Source organism: Escherichia sp. MOD1-EC4550 (genome assembly GCF_963876935.1).
In the GTDB taxonomy this organism is placed as follows: domain Bacteria; phylum Pseudomonadota; class Gammaproteobacteria; order Enterobacterales; family Enterobacteriaceae; genus Escherichia; species Escherichia coli_F.
Map to the genome: position 1 here is coordinate 376,832 of NZ_CAWNSE010000012.1, position 15,792 is coordinate 392,623.

Here is a 15,792-nt window from a genome sequence, read left to right on the forward strand (position 1 = left end):
AATCTTAATCAATCATTTGATTAAGAATGGACTGTGCGATGAATAATCCTGCCATGACAATCAAGGGTGAACAGGCGAAAAATCAGCTGATTGCTGCCGCACTGGCGCAGTTTGGCGAATATGGAATGAACGCCACCACCCGCGAGATAGCCGCCCAGGCCGGGCAGAATATCGCTGCCATCACCTATTACTTCGGTTCGAAAGAAGATTTATATCTCGCCTGCGCCCAATGGATTGCCGATTTCATTGGCGAGCAGTTCCGTCCGCACGCTGAAGAAGCCGAACGCTTGTTCGCACAACCACAGCCGGATCGCGCAGCTATTCGTGAACTGATCCTTCGTGCCTGCAGGAACATGATTAAGCTGCTCACCCAGGATGACACCGTCAACCTCAGCAAGTTTATCTCCCGTGAGCAACTCTCTCCTACGGCAGCCTACCACCTGGTGCATGAACAGGTGATTAGCCCGCTACACAGCCACCTTACACGCCTGATTGCCGCCTGGACCGGCTGCGACGCCAACGACACCCGCATGATCCTCCATACCCATGCGTTGATTGGCGAGATTCTGGCGTTTCGTCTTGGCAAAGAAACTATTTTGTTACGTACCGGCTGGACCGCGTTCGATGAAGAAAAGACCGAACTGATCAACCAGACGGTGACCTGTCATATCGACCTGATTTTGCAAGGATTATCGCAAAGGAGTTTGTAGTGATGAAAAAACCTGTCGTGATCGGACTGGCGGTAGTGGTACTTGCCGCCGTGGTTGCCGGAGGCTACTGGTGGTATCAAAGCCGCCAGGATAACGGCCTGACGTTATATGGCAACGTGGATATTCGCACCGTGAATCTTAGCTTCCGTGTCGGTGGTCGCGTTGAGTCGCTGGCCGTGGACGAAGGTGATGCGATTAAAGCGGGCCAGGTGCTGGGTGAACTGGATCATAAGCCGTATGAAATTGCCCTGATGCAGGCAAAAGCGGGTGTTTCGGTGGCACAGGCGCAGTATGACCTGATGCTTGCCGGGTATCGCGATGAAGAAATCGCTCAGGCCGCCGCCGCCGTAAAACAGGCGCAGGCCGCATATGACTATGCGCAGAACTTCTACAACCGCCAGCAAGGGTTGTGGAAAAGTCGCACTATTTCGGCAAACGACCTGGAAAATGCCCGCTCCTCGCGCGACCAGGCGCAGGCAACGCTGAAATCAGCACAGGATAAATTGCGTCAGTATCGCTCCGGTAATCGTGAACAGGACATCGCCCAGGCGAAAGCCAGTCTCGAACAGGCGCAGGCGCAACTGGCGCAGGCGGAGCTGAATTTACAGGACTCAACGTTAATAGCACCGTCTGATGGCACGCTGTTAACCCGCGCGGTAGAGCCTGGCACGGTGCTCAATGAAGGTGGCACAGTCTTTACCGTCTCACTGACACGTCCGGTGTGGGTACGTGCTTATGTTGATGAACGTAATCTCGACCAGGCCCAGCCGGGGCGCAAAGTGCTGCTTTATACCGACGGTCGCCCGGACAAACCGTATCACGGGCAGATTGGTTTCGTTTCGCCTACCGCTGAATTTACCCCGAAAACTGTCGAAACGCCGGATCTGCGTACCGACCTCGTCTATCGCCTGCGTATTGTGGTGACCGACGCCGATGATGCCTTACGCCAGGGAATGCCGGTGACGGTGCAATTCGGTAACGAGGCAGGACATGAATGATGCCGTTATTACGCTGAACGGTCTGGAAAAACGCTTTCCGGGCATGGACAAGCCCGCCGTCGCGCCGCTCGACTGTACCATTCATGCTGGTTATGTAACGGGGCTGGTGGGGCCGGATGGCGCAGGTAAAACCACACTGATGCGCATGCTGGCGGGATTACTGAAACCCGATAGCGGCAGCGCCACGGTGATTGGCTTTGATCCGATCAAAAACGACGGCGCGCTGCACGCCGTTCTCGGCTATATGCCGCAGAAATTCGGCCTGTATGAAGATCTCACGGTGATGGAGAACCTCAATCTGTACGCGGATTTGCGCAGCGTCACCGGTGAAGCGCGGAAGCAGACTTTTGCTCGCCTGCTGGAGTTTACATCTCTTGGCCCGTTTACCGGACGTCTGGCGGGCAAGCTCTCCGGTGGGATGAAACAAAAACTCGGTCTGGCCTGTACCCTGGTGGGCGAACCGAAAGTGTTGCTGCTCGATGAACCCGGCGTCGGCGTTGACCCTATCTCACGGCGCGAACTGTGGCAGATGGTGCATGAGCTGGCGGGCGAAGGAATGTTAATTCTCTGGAGCACCTCGTATCTCGACGAAGCCGAACAGTGCCGTGACGTGTTGCTGATGAACGAAGGCGAGTTGCTGTATCAGGGAGAACCGACGGCCCTGACACAAACCATGGCCGGACGTAGCTTTCTGATGACCAGCCCGCACGAGGGCAACCGCAAATTGTTGCAACGCGCCTTGAAACTGCCACAGGTGAGCGACGGCATGATTCAGGGGAAATCGGTACGTCTGATCCTCAAAAAAGAGGCCACACCAGACGATATTCGCCATGCCGACGGAATGCCGGAAATCAATATCAACGAAACCACGCCCCGCTTTGAAGATGCGTTTATTGATTTGCTGGGCGGTGCCGGAACCTCAGAATCACCGCTGGGCGCAATATTGCATACGGTGGAAGGTACGCCTGACGAGACGGTGATCGAAGCGAAAGAACTGACCAAGAAATTTGGTGATTTTGCCGCCACCGATCACGTCAACTTTGCCGTTAAACGTGGAGAGATTTTTGGTCTGCTCGGGCCAAACGGCGCAGGGAAATCGACCACCTTTAAGATGATGTGCGGTTTGCTGGTGCCAACATCCGGCCAGGCGCTGGTGCTGGGAATGGATCTGAAAGAGAGTTCCGGTAAAGCACGCCAGCATCTCGGCTATATGGCGCAAAAGTTTTCGCTCTATGGCAACCTGACGGTCGAACAGAATTTACGCTTTTTTTCTGGTGTGTATGGCTTACGCGGGCGGGCGCAGAACGAAAAAATCGCCCGTATGAGCGAGGCGTTTGGCCTGAAAAGTATCGCCTCCCACGCGACCGATGAACTGCCATTAGGTTTTAAACAGCGTCTGGCGCTGGCCTGTTCGCTAATGCATGAACCGGACATTCTGTTTCTCGACGAACCGACTTCCGGCGTTGATCCCCTCACCCGCCGTGAATTTTGGTTGCATATCAACAGCATGGTAGAGAAAGGCGTCACGGTAATGGTCACCACCCACTTTATGGATGAAGCAGAATATTGTGACCGCATCGGCCTGGTGTATCGTGGGAAATTAATCGCCAGCGGCACGCCAGATGATTTGAAAGCGCAGTCGGCCAACGACGAGCAACCCGATCCCACAATGGAGCAGGCCTTTATTCAGTTGATCCACGACTGGGATAAGGAGCATGGCAATGAGTAATCCGATCCTGTCCTGGCGTCGCGTGCGGGCGCTGTGCGTCAAAGAGACGCGGCAGATCGTTCGCGATCCGAGTAGCTGGCTGATTGCAGTGGTGATCCCACTGTTGCTGCTGTTTATATTTGGCTACGGCATTAACCTCGACTCCAGCAAGCTGCGGGTTGGGATTTTGCTGGAACAGCGTAGCGAAGCGGCGCTGGATTTCACCCATACCATGACCGGTTCGCCCTACATCGACGCCACCATCAGCGATAACCGTCAGGAATTGATCGCCAAAATGCAGGCGGGAAAAATTCGTGGCCTGGTGGTGATTCCGGTGGATTTCGCCGAACAGATGGAGCGCGCCAACGCTACCGCGCCGATTCAGGTGATCACCGACGGCAGTGAGCCGAATACCGCTAACTTTGTGCAAGGTTATGTCGAAGGGATCTGGCAGATCTGGCAAATGCAGCGGGCAGAGGACAACGGGCAGACTTTTGAACCACTTATCGACGTCCAGACTCGCTACTGGTTTAACCCGGCGGCGATTAGCCAGCACTTTATTATCCCCGGTGCGGTAACCATCATCATGACGGTTATCGGCGCGATTCTCACCTCGCTGGTGGTGGCGCGAGAATGGGAACGCGGCACCATGGAGGCGTTACTCTCTACGGAGATAACCCGCACGGAACTGTTGCTGTGTAAGCTGATCCCTTATTACTTCCTTGGGATGCTGGCGATGTTGCTGTGTATGCTGGTGTCGGTGTTTATTCTCGGCGTGCCGTATCGCGGGTCACTGCTGATTCTGTTTTTTATCTCCAGCCTGTTTTTGCTCAGTACTCTGGGGATGGGGCTGTTGATTTCCACGATTACCCGCAACCAGTTCAATGCCGCTCAGGTCGCCCTGAACGCCGCGTTTCTGCCGTCGATTATGCTTTCCGGCTTTATTTTTCAGATAGACAGTATGCCCGCGGTGATCCGCGCGGTGACGTACATTATTCCCGCACGTTATTTCGTCAGTACCCTGCAAAGCCTGTTCCTCGCCGGGAATATTCCAGTGGTGCTGGTGGTGAACGTGCTGTTTTTGATCGCTTCGGCGGTGATGTTTATCGGCCTGACGTGGCTGAAAACCAAACGTCGGCTGGATTAGGGAGAAGAGCATGTTTCATCGCTTATGGACGTTAATCCGCAAAGAGTTGCAGTCGCTGCTGCGCGAACCGCAAACCCGCGCGATTCTGATTTTGCCCGTGCTGATTCAGGTGATTCTGTTCCCGTTCGCCGCCACGCTGGAAGTGACTAACGCCACCATCGCCATCTACGATGAAGATAACGGCGAGCATTCGGTGGAGCTGACCCAACGTTTTGCCCGCGCCAGCGCCTTTACCCATGTGCTGCTACTGAAAAGCCCACAGGAGATCCGCCCAACCATCGACACGCAAAAGGCGTTATTGTTGGTGCGTTTCCCGGCTGACTTCTCACGCAAACTGGATACCTTCCAGACCGCGCCATTGCAGTTGATCCTCGACGGACGCAACTCCAACAGTGCGCAAATTGCCGCCAACTACCTGCAACAGATTGTCAAAAATTATCAGCAGGAGCTGCTGGAAGGAAAACCGAAACCCAACAACAGCGAGCTGGTGGTACGCAACTGGTATAACCCGAATCTCGACTACAAATGGTTTGTGGTGCCGTCGCTGATCGCCATGATCACCACTATCGGCGTAATGATCGTCACTTCACTTTCCGTCGCCCGCGAACGTGAACAGGGTACGCTCGATCAGTTACTGGTTTCTCCCCTCACCACCTGGCAGATATTTATCGGCAAAGCCGTACCTGCGTTAATTGTCGCCACGTTTCAGGCAACCATTGTGCTGGCGATTGGTATCTGGGCGTATCAAATCCCCTTCGCCGGATCGCTGGCGCTGTTCTACTTTACGATGGTAATTTACGGTTTATCGCTGGTGGGATTCGGTCTGTTGATTTCATCACTCTGTTCAACACAACAGCAGGCGTTTATCGGCGTGTTTGTCTTTATGATGCCCGCCATTCTCCTTTCCGGTTACGTTTCGCCAGTGGAGAACATGCCGGTGTGGCTGCAAAACCTGACGTGGATTAACCCTATCCGCCACTTTACGGACATTACCAAGCAGATTTATTTGAAGGATGCGAGTCTGGATATTGTGTGGAATAGTTTGTGGCCGCTACTGGTGATAACGGCCACGACAGGGTCAGCGGCGTACGCGATGTTTAGACGTAAGGTGATGTAACTTCTTATCTTTCGCCAGTAAAGACACTACTGCCGGGCCAGCAAGGATCGCCAGCCCTGCAATCGCCAGCAAAAAGTTGTTTTCCAGTACGCGGGATAACAGCCACAGCACAATCAGCGCTGCGCCAAAATACCAGGTTGTGGTCAGTTCTTCCAGCACGTCTGCCACCTCACGCCAGCGTTGCTCGGGGTGGCGCTGAAACACCAGCATCATCACTACCGTGACACAATACAGTGCGCATAATCCTACGCCAACGTGAACCAGAGTTTTACTCATCCAGCCCACCACCAGCAGCGCCACTACCAGTAAATGCAACATAATCTGCCAGCAACTTAGACCCGTTGCGACACGAACACGTTGTTGCCACTTCATGGCTTCTCTCCTGAAGAATTTATCTCTACTTACTCAGAGTACCGAACTTTACGGAAAATTCCGTAAGACCGCACCTTTTTGTGACGCCGACTACACTATTTCAATGAGATAAGAGGCAAAGACAGGAAAATTATGCCCGTTCAAACACAACAATTTTCGTTCAAGGTGCTCACCATCAATATTCACAAAGGCTTTACCGCGTTTAACCGACGCTTCATTTTGCCGGAACTTCGCGACGCCGTGCGTACCGTCAGCGCCGATATTGTTTGCCTGCAGGAAGTGATGGGCGCGCACGAAGTTCATCCGCTGCATGTGGAAAACTGGCCCGATACCTCGCACTACGAGTTTCTCGCTGACACTATGTGGAGCGATTTTGCCTACGGTCGCAATGCGGTGTACCCGGAAGGGCATCATGGAAACGCCGTACTATCGCGCTATCCCATTGAACATTATGAGAATCGTGATGTTTCGATCGATGGTGCAGAAAAGCGCGGCGTGCTCTACTGCCGTATTGTGCCGCCGATGACCGGAAAAGCGATTCATGTGATGTGCGTACATCTGGGCCTGCGTGAAGCGCACCGTCAGGCGCAGCTTGCGATGCTCGCTGAATGGGTGAATGAGCTGCCGGACGGCGAACCGGTATTAGTGGCAGGTGATTTCAACGACTGGCGGCAAAAAGCCAATCATCCCTTAAAAGTGCAGGCCGGGCTGGATGAGATATTTACCCGCGCCCACGGACGCCCGGCGCGCACGTTTCCGGTGCAATTTCCTCTACTACGTCTGGACAGGATCTATGTCAAAAATGCCAGCGCCAGCGCGCCAACTGCGTTGCCGCTGCGGACATGGCGACACCTTTCTGATCATGCCCCTTTAAGTGCGGAGATTCATTTATGAAATGTAGCTGGCGCGAAGGCAATAAGATCCAGTTGCTGGAAAACGGCGAGCAATATTATCCCGCGGTGTTTAAGGCGATTGGCGAGGCGCAAGAACGCATCATTCTTGAAACGTTTATCTGGTTTGAGGATGACGTCGGCAAACAGCTGCATGCGGCGCTACTGTCAGCAGCGCAACGCGGGGTAAAAGCGGAAGTCTTGCTGGATGGCTACGGTTCACCGGATCTCAGCGATGAGTTTGTCAATGAACTGACTGCGGCTGGCGTGGTATTTCGTTATTACGATCCCCGCCCTCGCCTGTTCGGTATGCGTACTAATGTATTCCGCCGGATGCATCGCAAAATTGTGGTGATCGACGCACGTATCGCCTTTATTGGTGGGCTGAATTACTCCGCCGAGCATATGTCCAGCTACGGTCCAGAGGCTAAACAGGATTACGCAGTGCGCCTTGAAGGGCCGATTGTCGAAGATATTCTCCAGTTTGAACTGGAAAACCTGCCAGGACACAGCGCAGCACGACGCTGGTGGCGACGTCATCACAAAGCGGAAGAAAACCGCCAGCCGGGAGAAGCGCAGGTATTATTGGTTTGGCGCGATAACGAAGAACATCGTGATGATATCGAACGCCACTATCTGAAAATGCTCACTCAGGCGCGTCGGGAAGTGATTATCGCCAACGCCTACTTCTTTCCTGGCTATCGATTTTTGCACGCCTTACGTAAAGCGGCACGGCGCGGGGTGCGGATCAAGCTGATCATTCAGGGCGAACCGGATATGCCCATTGTCAGAGTCGGCGCGCGTTTACTGTACAACTATCTGGTTAAAGGCGGCGTTCAGGTATTTGAGTACCGCCGCCGCCCGCTCCACGGTAAAGTGGCATTGATGGACGATCACTGGGCGACGGTAGGGTCCAGTAATCTCGATCCGCTCAGTTTGTCGCTGAATCTCGAAGCAAACGTCATCATCCACGATCGTAATTTTAACCAGACGCTACGCGATAATCTGAACGGCATCATCGCCGCCGACTGTCAACAGGTGGATGAATCCATGCTGCCGAAACGCACCTGGTGGAACCTGACCAAAAGCGTGCTGGCATTCCATTTTTTACGCCACTTCCCGGCGCTGGTGGGCTGGCTTCCGGCGCACACGCCGCGTCTGGCGCAAGTTGATCCCCCCGCACAACCGACAATGGAAACGCAGGATCGGGTAGAAACTGAAAATACGGGGGTGAAATCCTGATGAGTAAATCACGCCCGCGCTGGCGCTTAGCAAAGAAGATCCTCACCTGGCTGTTTTTTATCGCGGTGATTGTGTTGCTGGTGGTCTACGCCAAAAAAGTGGACTGGGAAGAGGTCTGGAAGGTCATCCGCGACTACAATCGCGTTGCGTTGCTCAGTGCGATTGGGCTGGTGGTCGTCAGCTATCTGATATATGGCTGCTATGATCTGCTCGCCCGCTTCTACTGCGGTCATAAACTGGCAAAACGCCAGGTCATGCTGGTGTCGTTTATCTGTTACGCCTTCAACCTGACGCTCAGTACCTGGGTCGGCGGCATTGGTATGCGCTATCGTTTGTACTCCCGACTGGGGTTACCGGGCAGCACTATTACGCGGATTTTTTCGCTCAGTATTACCACCAACTGGATGGGATATATTTTGCTAGCGGGGATTATCTTTACCGCAGGCGTGGTGGAGCTGCCGGATCACTGGTATGTCGATCAAACTACGCTGCGTATTCTCGGCATTGGCTTACTGATGATTATCGCGGTTTATTTGTGGTTTTGCGCTTTCGCGAAGCACCGCCATATGACCATCAAAGGGCAGAAGCTGGTGCTACCCTCATGGAAATTCGCCCTCGCCCAGATGCTGATTTCCAGCGTTAACTGGATGGTCATGGGGGCGATTATCTGGCTGTTACTTGGTCAAAGCGTGAACTATTTCTTTGTACTGGGCGTGTTGCTGGTTAGTAGTATTGCTGGCGTCATCGTGCATATTCCGGCGGGAATTGGTGTACTGGAAGCGGTGTTTATTGCGCTACTGGCAGGTGAACATACATCAAAAGGAACGATTATCGCCGCCCTGCTCGCTTACCGTGTTCTGTATTACTTTATCCCACTGCTGCTGGCGCTGATCTGTTACCTGTTACTGGAAAGCCAGGCGAAGAAGCTACGAGCGAAAAATGAAGCGGCGATGTGAAGTTCAGTTAAGTTCTTTTGGTTTAAGTTCGGGATGCTGTTTATAGATGGGGTTCATGATATCGATTAACATGCGCCCCATAATTTCCCCGACGGCGGAACTATAAATATTAAGCTCAGATTCATCGCAAGCTTGCTGAACATATAATACTGATGCATCTAATTGAGAACCAATATTGAGCATTAATGCGCTGATATCTGCTGCCAGAGTCTTATCTTTGAACATTTTATAAACCTTTTCAATTTCTAAACATAAAAGATACTGCATGTTCCATTTTATTACCTACGGGATAATTATCTTTTATTGCATATGTAAAATCACTTGTTTTGGTTATTAAATTTTTTAAAGCATCATCAAGATACTCAGGAACCAATGACTCAATATCTTCAAGAACACAACCAAGATCAATTATCTCTATTAGCTCTTTATCACAATTATTTTTGTGTAAAACCCTGGAAATAAAAGGTCTGAAAACTAAGAGTTCAGATTCATCTATAGTTATCGTGCCTTCTTTCAAGGAATGTAACACTCCTGAAAGCAGTATAGCCATAAATTTATCCACATATTTATTATCGATGGTGTAAACTAATTGCATACTATTCCTTATGACTTTCGCAACCATTGTCTGACGTTGAGCAACTCAAAAACCATTACAACAATTGACCAAAAGAAGCAGACAAAATCAAAGTAAAGCATTAATGCCCCAGCAATGACACAATGCTTCAACGTCCAGGGTTCATCGCTATATAACTTGCGCACATAAAGCTTCAGTACATTTAATTTCATTAAGACAATATATGACCATAATAATACAAAGAAAAAACTCATTACCCAAAGATACAAACTATTCAACAAGACGAAATTAGAAACAAAAGAAATACTCCAACCGCCCCCAAATAATAATAAAACAAACCAACGTGAGACCATATTGATACTAAAACTCAAAGCCAGCAGTGTACTAAGAAAGAACATTGCCCCACCGATGCCCAATAATAGCCTGACAAACGCAATCGAAAAAAGGCTTGCAATAAATATTGAGAATAGACTGATTATGGAAAAATAAACAATACATATTGTTAATGTGTTTATTTTCTCAATTTTAGTCCTTAATCCGTATCCAAAAATAAGAAGCAAGACAACGGCTAAAAAGAATGGTGCGGTATGTTGATGCGTTGCGGTAATGTTATAATAGTCTGCTATCCATGCAAATCCTGCAGTTACCCATAAACCAACCGCTGTTATCAACCAGATACAGGCCATCATTCTGGTCATTAAAGGCTGTTTTTTCATTAAACCTGTCATTGTGATTTTTCCATAAATCATGACTACCACTGAAACCGTGAATGCCTTTGCCAGACAAGCGTTATAGCTATAGCGGCAAGAATCCCAAAGAAGCCGATAAAATAGTAATAGAGTGTTAATGCACCTATAAAAGCACAACGAACCGGACTCCATAATTCTTCACTATGGCTTTTTCCTGTCAGTTCAAGGAGCTTATTTCGTCCATGCGAGATAATGCCTGACCATAAGACAATCATTAAGCAACTTATTACCCAAACAGGCCGTTCACTCATTAATGCGGTATTCACGATGATCACTAGGGCCAACCCTGTCAACGTCATCATAATGATGAAACGGTGAGAACCAGGATCAACATTAAATAATAAACTGGCCAGCATACTGATTAAAAACATCGCGCCCGCAGTGCTGAACACAAGGATAATGGCAGATACAGGAGCTAAAATAGCAACGACAATCGCCACCAAAGAGATTAAAAACAGATACATTACGCCTGCGATGGCGGCATTTATCTTGTTGATATCTTTACTTAAGCCATACATACAAAGTAATAATAATCCTATGACAACATACATTGGTGGTGAATCATATTTGGTTGCCGTAATTTCGAGATAATTAGCTATCCAGGCCAGTCCTGCGGTTGCCGCCAAACCGACAGCGGTAATGAGCCATATGGCATTTAATATCCTGGCCTCGTACTGAAAATCATTAGTTATGTTTTTTGATGAGTACGATTTCATTATTTTTATATCCTTAAGTTGAATATCAATATCTATTGCAATTAACGCAAAAAACTCATCAATTCACGCTACCACACTAAACCATTAATAAAGTCAAGAACCGTTACAGCAAGTCTAAAAAGGACGCTTAGGATACTGAAATAGAGTGTTATTGCCCCTACAACAATACAGCGAAGAACACCTGAAAATTCAGAGTTGTCGGCAACACGGATCAAATCTTCCAGTGTTGTTGCTTCACAGGCAGCCGTAACGCCCCAGATAACGACAGTCAAAATACTCGCTAACCATACGGAAAAACTGCTGGTAAGAATCAGGTTAACAACAAAAGCAATACTCAAACCACAGAAGATATATAAACATAACTGTCTTACTGGTGGGATAACCCTATTAATACAACAGCATATTAGCGCCATAGCGGCAAACATCCCTCCCGTAATTCCCATTACCCTCGCTATGCTCGAAAAGGTAAAAAGTCTGGAGAAGAGAAAGCCATTAAGTAGGATTATTAGCAGATAGACCAGACATGCGCCTGATGCCTCGAGCCTTTTCAGGGCATCGTTTAACCAGAAACCAATTATTATCAGCGCAGATAAAGCGAAGACAAACGCGCCTGGAGATTCTAGTGAAGCAACCCAATGCAAGTGCTGAAATATCCAGGCACAGCCTGCCGTAGCCCATACTCCAGCAGCTGTTAACCACCAAATGAGGAACAGCATTTTGCTGAGCGAAGCGCTTTTTTGCTGTAATTGAGTAGCAGTGGATCGTCTGTTCAAATGCGTTATCTGCCCCTGAAATTGCGTAGTGGACATAGTCTGGCATTTGCGGCGATTCAGTTCTCATGTAAATGAGCGGAATAGTCTTTATAAAATCCGAAAAAAATCCCGACACATGGCCGGGATATTGATGGTGAAAAAGAATTAACGGCGGTTGCCGAAGATCCGCAGCAACATCAGGAACAGGTTGATGAAGTCCAGATATAAGGTTAACGCGCCAAGAATGGAATATTTGCGCAGGTTCGACGTGTCGCGGGTATCAATCTGCTCACCCATATTTTTCAGTTTCTGCGTGTCATACGCCGTCAATCCGACAAAGACAATCACGCCGATGTAGGTAACTGCCCACATCAACGCTTCGCTTTTCAGCCAGAAGTTCACCAGCGATGCCAGCACAATGCCGATCAACGCCATAAACAACATATTGCCGAAGCCACTTAAATCACGTTTGGTGGTGTAACCGTACAGGCTCATTGCGCCGAACATCCCGGCAGTAACGACGAAAGTACTGGCAATCGAGGCGGCGGTATAGACAATGAAAATACTGGAAAGCGTCAGACCCGTCAGCGCCGAATAAAGCATAAAGAGCATGGTCGTTACACTTGCGCTCAGCTTTTGAATCATCGCTGATAACACAATAACCAGTGCTAATTGCGCGATGATCAGACCGATTAAAAAAACACGGTTAGTGAACAATAGCTCCATCACGGCCGCAGAATTAGCCGCATACCAGGCAACAAATGCGGTCAGCAACAAGCCAACGGTCATCCAGCCATAGACTTGCACCATATAAGTTTGCAAGCCAGCCCGGGGTTGTACAATTGAATCAGAACGTGGGAATCTGTCCATGACGATCTCCTGAAGATATAAGGAATATCTTAAGGATACTGCAAAATGATGAGGCTGTGCATCGACGCAGCGTAAACGCATATACTGAGCGGTGAAATTGCCGGACGCAGCGGTGCCTTATCCGGCTAACAAAAAACTACCAGCGTTTTGCTGCCTGCTGATCGCTCTCCCGAGCTTCAACCCAGCGGTCGCCTTCCGGCGTGGCTTCGCGCTTCCAGAACGGTGCGCGGGTTTTGAGATAATCCATAATAAACTGCCCGGCTTCAAACGCACTGCTGCGATGCGCACTGGTGACACCGACAAAAACGATTTCATCGCCCGGCCATAATTCCCCAATGCGGTGAATCACCGTGACGCGCCCCAGCGGCCAGCGGTTACGCGCTTCATCGACAATTTCTGCCAGTGCTTTTTCAGTCATCCCCGGATAGTGTTCGAGGGTTAATGCTTTGACGCTGTCGCCAAGGTTATGGTTGCGCACCTTACCGGTAAAGGTGACTACCGCACCGTCTTCATCACGCTCCGCCAGCCACGGATACTCTTCTCCTACGCTGAATGGCTGCGGGCCGACAACAATTTTGGTTTCTGCCATCTTAACCTCCGGTTACCGGCGGGAAGAAAGCCACTTCGTCGCCGTCAGTCAGCGGATGGTCAAAACTCACCAGCGTCTGGTTGACGGCAGCCAGCAATTTGCCATCTTCCAGCGCCAGCGCCCAGCGATCGCTCTGCGCAGCCAGATGTTGGCGTAACGCTTCAACGGTTGGGAAATCCGCAGCCACTTCGCTTGCATCTGTTCCCACCAACTCGCGCACCTGGGCGAAAAAAAGAACTTTAATCATCCGCTTCCACCTTAAAGTCACCTGACTTGCCGCCGCTCTTCGCCAGCAAACGTACCGGACCAATTACCATATCTTTTTGCACCGCTTTGCACATGTCATAAATGGTCAGCGCCGCCACGGAGGCCGCGGTTAACGCTTCCATTTCAACGCCGGTTTTCCCGGTCAGGCGGCATAAGGTTTCTATACGCACCCGATTGTGCTCCGGCTCGGCCTGCAAATTGACTTCAACTTTACTGAGCATCAGCGGATGACACAGCGGGATCAAATCCCATGTGCGTTTTGCTGCCTGAATACCGGCGATACGCGCAGTGGCAAATACGTCGCCTTTGTGGTGGCGACCATCAATAATCATCGCCAGCGTCTCGCTGCGCATGGTGACAAAGGCTTCGGCGCGTGCTTCACGCACGGTTTCCGCTTTGGCGGAGACATCCACCATGTGCGCTTCGCCAGCGGCGTTGATATGGGTCAGTTGCGACATACTTATTTCTTCAAATGTGGATGGAAATTACACGGACGCGTACGGGCATCCAGCTGCGGCGCGATGATATTTTCCCATGCGGTACGGCACGCTTTGGTCGAACCCGGCATGGCGAAAATCAGCGTTTTGTTAGCGACGCCCGCTACCGCACGAGATTGCAACGTTGAGGTGCCAATCTCTTCGAACGACAACATCCGGAACACTTCACCAAAACCTTCAACTTCACGGTCGAACAGCGGCAGCAGTGCTTCAGGGGCCTGATCGCCTTCGGTCAGGCCAGTACCACCCGTAATCAACACCACTTGTACATCGTCGCTGGCGATCCACGCAGATACCTGAGCACGAATCGCATAGCGGTTTTCTTTCACAATGGCTTTATCGACAACGTGATGACCCGCGTCCTGCGCCGAGTCGCGCAGATAGTGACCGGAGGTATCGTCTTCTTCGCCGCGACGATTAGAAACCGTAAGAATAGCAATACGGGTCGGGATAAATTCAGTGCTTACCTGACTCATCTGATCTCTCCTTTTGACGTTTTAGCCGCCAATGTACGATAAGTTTTGCGTAATACCGGTGTTATTTTGATGCAGGAAATGGGTCTGTTTTTTCTCCCGCAGCGCCGCTGAAATACGTGCTTCCAGCGCCTGTTGCTGGGTATCGTCTTCCAGTAAATCGCGCAGGTTAACGCCGCCTTCACCGAACAGGCAGAGATGGAGTTTACCAATGGAGGAGACGCGCAGGCGGTTGCAAGTGGCGCAGAAGTCTTTTTCATACGGCATGATAAGGCCAATTTCTCCGGCGTAATCCGGATGACAAAAGACTTGCGCGGGACCGTCGCTGCGTTGACGTAATTGGTGGATCCAACCGCGACGCAGTAGCTCGTCACGCAGAACCTGCCCAGAGATATGATGCTTGCGGAAAAGCTCGCTGCCCTCGCCCGTTTCCATCAGTTCGATGAAACGCAGCTGGATGGGGCGATGCTGGATCCAGTTCAGAAAGGTGTCGAGTTGGTGATGATTAACATCACGCATCAGCACGGTATTGACTTTGACCTTCTCAAAACCGGCCTCAAATGCAGCATCGATCCCTGCCATGACCTGATTGAATTTATCCTGTCCGGTAATAGCATAAAACTGGCGAGCGTCGAGGCTATCGACACTAACGTTGATACCAGTAAGACCAGCATCACGCCAGTTCGCTACATCGCGTTCCAGACGGTAACCATTGGTGGTGACCGCTATCTGGCGAATAGCGTCGTTTTCTCGCACAGCGGCGATGATATCGGTAAAGTCGCGACGCAAAGACGGCTCTCCGCCCGTCAGACGGACTTTTTCGGTGCCCAGACTGGCGAAGGCGCGCGTAACCCGGCGAATTTCATCGACGGTCAGAAAGCCTTTATTGGTGACGCCGCTCGGTTTGTAGCCATCCGGCAGGCAGTAGGTGCAACGGAAGTTGCACACATCGGTAATCGACAGGCGCAAGTAGTAAAACTTACGCGCAAATGCATCAGTCAGTTGTGAAGCCATGTACACCTTTCCAGATACGGGAGGCGAAGTCATTTCTTCCTTCGCCCTGGTGGCAATCTTTGTAAGCATTGTCACGGCCAAAGCACCGTATCAGTTGACCCAGGTGCAGAGGCTAGAGTGTTTAGTGGTTAAGCCGATACTAGCGTGTAAA

Annotated in this window: 20 protein-coding genes and 1 riboswitch; of the genes, 8 read left to right on the forward strand and 12 right to left on the reverse strand. The window is 50.6% G+C overall.

Annotation, left to right across the window (positions count from 1 at the left end; translation table 11 throughout):
- The first annotated feature begins 38 nt into the window (after positions 1–38).
- The 5 genes from cecR to AACU19_RS09110 are packed head-to-tail and all read left to right on the forward strand — an operon-like array spanning position 39 to position 5,680.
- Complete coding sequence (cecR, locus tag AACU19_RS09090) at positions 39–710, forward strand: DNA-binding transcriptional regulator CecR (protein WP_105278273.1); 672 nt, start codon at positions 39–41, stop codon at positions 708–710.
- Between the two features lie 2 nt (positions 711–712).
- Positions 713–1,708, forward strand: a complete 996-nt coding sequence (gene hlyD, locus AACU19_RS09095; protein ID WP_001296990.1) for a secretion protein HlyD — start codon at positions 713–715, stop codon at positions 1,706–1,708.
- Positions 1,701–3,437 (forward strand): ATP-binding cassette domain-containing protein, encoded by a 1,737-nt coding sequence (locus AACU19_RS09100; protein WP_105278127.1) that lies wholly within the window; start codon positions 1,701–1,703, stop codon positions 3,435–3,437. Before hlyD ends, AACU19_RS09100 begins: the two co-directional genes overlap by 8 nt.
- Complete coding sequence (locus AACU19_RS09105; RefSeq protein WP_000070131.1) at positions 3,430–4,563, forward strand: ABC transporter permease; 1,134 nt, start codon at positions 3,430–3,432, stop codon at positions 4,561–4,563. Before AACU19_RS09100 ends, AACU19_RS09105 begins: the two co-directional genes overlap by 8 nt.
- Positions 4,564–4,573: 10 nt before the next feature.
- On the forward strand, positions 4,574–5,680 hold the full coding sequence (locus AACU19_RS09110) for an ABC transporter permease (RefSeq protein ID WP_000469031.1): 1,107 nt from the start codon (positions 4,574–4,576) through the stop codon (positions 5,678–5,680).
- On the opposite strand, the gene AACU19_RS09115 is transcribed toward AACU19_RS09110, so the two are convergent.
- Entirely contained in the window at positions 5,642–6,052 is a 411-nt protein-coding gene (locus AACU19_RS09115; protein WP_000871982.1) for a YbhQ family protein, read from the reverse strand. The genes AACU19_RS09110 and AACU19_RS09115 overlap by 39 nt on opposite strands.
- A 132-nt stretch (positions 6,053–6,184) precedes the next feature.
- Between AACU19_RS09115 and AACU19_RS09120 the strand changes: the two genes are divergently transcribed.
- Genes AACU19_RS09120 through AACU19_RS09130 form a run of 3 tightly spaced genes read left to right on the forward strand, consistent with a single transcriptional unit; the run spans position 6,185 to position 9,140 of the window.
- Positions 6,185–6,946 (forward strand): endonuclease/exonuclease/phosphatase family protein, encoded by a 762-nt coding sequence (locus AACU19_RS09120; RefSeq protein WP_046081814.1) that lies wholly within the window; start codon positions 6,185–6,187, stop codon positions 6,944–6,946.
- Positions 6,943–8,184, forward strand: a complete 1,242-nt coding sequence (clsB, locus tag AACU19_RS09125; RefSeq protein ID WP_105278128.1) for a cardiolipin synthase ClsB — start codon at positions 6,943–6,945, stop codon at positions 8,182–8,184. The genes AACU19_RS09120 and clsB overlap by 4 nt, the downstream gene beginning before the upstream one ends.
- Positions 8,184–9,140 (forward strand): lysylphosphatidylglycerol synthase domain-containing protein, encoded by a 957-nt coding sequence (locus AACU19_RS09130; protein WP_105278129.1) that lies wholly within the window; start codon positions 8,184–8,186, stop codon positions 9,138–9,140. Before clsB ends, AACU19_RS09130 begins: the two co-directional genes overlap by 1 nt.
- 3 nt (positions 9,141–9,143) lie before the next feature.
- Here the strand turns inward: AACU19_RS09130 and AACU19_RS09135 are convergent, their stop codons facing one another.
- The 11 genes from AACU19_RS09135 to moaA all read right to left on the reverse strand — a co-directional run bounded on the left by AACU19_RS09135 (position 9,144) and on the right by moaA (position 15,641).
- Positions 9,144–9,365, reverse strand: coding sequence for a hypothetical protein (locus AACU19_RS09135; RefSeq protein WP_088541621.1), 222 nt, complete (start codon positions 9,363–9,365; stop codon positions 9,144–9,146).
- 13 nt (positions 9,366–9,378) lie between these two features.
- Positions 9,379–9,735, reverse strand: a complete 357-nt coding sequence (locus AACU19_RS09140; RefSeq protein ID WP_088541620.1) for a DUF3969 family protein — start codon at positions 9,733–9,735, stop codon at positions 9,379–9,381.
- A gap of 8 nt (positions 9,736–9,743) precedes the next feature.
- The gene (locus tag AACU19_RS09145; RefSeq protein ID WP_105278274.1) at positions 9,744–10,442 is read right to left on the reverse strand and encodes a hypothetical protein; all 699 of its coding nucleotides are present in this window, start codon (positions 10,440–10,442) and stop codon (positions 9,744–9,746) included.
- Positions 10,443–10,465: 23 nt separating this feature from the next.
- Positions 10,466–11,179 carry a Bax inhibitor-1/YccA family protein gene (locus AACU19_RS09150; protein ID WP_105278130.1) on the reverse strand — a complete coding sequence of 238 codons (714 nt, stop codon included), beginning with the start codon at positions 11,177–11,179 and terminating at the stop codon, positions 10,466–10,468.
- 68 nt (positions 11,180–11,247) lie between these two features.
- Positions 11,248–11,988 carry a Bax inhibitor-1 family protein gene (locus tag AACU19_RS09155; protein WP_241232088.1) on the reverse strand — a complete coding sequence of 247 codons (741 nt, stop codon included), beginning with the start codon at positions 11,986–11,988 and terminating at the stop codon, positions 11,248–11,250.
- Between the two features lie 108 nt (positions 11,989–12,096).
- Positions 12,097–12,801: a Bax inhibitor-1/YccA family protein gene (locus AACU19_RS09160; protein WP_105278131.1), complete on the reverse strand. Its 705-nt coding sequence runs from the start codon at positions 12,799–12,801 to the stop codon at positions 12,097–12,099.
- Positions 12,802–12,937: 136 nt separating this feature from the next.
- A complete protein-coding gene (gene moaE / locus AACU19_RS09165) occupies positions 12,938–13,390 on the reverse strand; it encodes a molybdopterin synthase catalytic subunit MoaE (RefSeq protein ID WP_000852287.1) in 453 nt (150 codons plus the stop codon).
- 1 nt (position 13,391) lies between these two features.
- A complete protein-coding gene (gene moaD, locus AACU19_RS09170; RefSeq protein ID WP_000598604.1) occupies positions 13,392–13,637 on the reverse strand; it encodes a molybdopterin synthase sulfur carrier subunit in 246 nt (81 codons plus the stop codon).
- Positions 13,630–14,115, reverse strand: coding sequence for a cyclic pyranopterin monophosphate synthase MoaC (gene moaC, locus AACU19_RS09175; protein ID WP_000080885.1), 486 nt, complete (start codon positions 14,113–14,115; stop codon positions 13,630–13,632). Before moaC ends, moaD begins: the two co-directional genes overlap by 8 nt.
- 2 nt (positions 14,116–14,117) lie before the next feature.
- Positions 14,118–14,630 carry a molybdenum cofactor biosynthesis protein B gene (moaB, locus tag AACU19_RS09180; protein ID WP_032183780.1) on the reverse strand — a complete coding sequence of 171 codons (513 nt, stop codon included), beginning with the start codon at positions 14,628–14,630 and terminating at the stop codon, positions 14,118–14,120.
- Positions 14,631–14,651: 21 nt separating this feature from the next.
- Entirely contained in the window at positions 14,652–15,641 is a 990-nt protein-coding gene (gene moaA, locus AACU19_RS09185) for a GTP 3',8-cyclase MoaA (protein WP_105278132.1), read from the reverse strand.
- Positions 15,629–15,773: riboswitch (molybdenum cofactor riboswitch) on the reverse strand. Its footprint overlaps the gene before it by 13 nt.
- Positions 15,774–15,792: the final 19 nt, after the last annotated feature.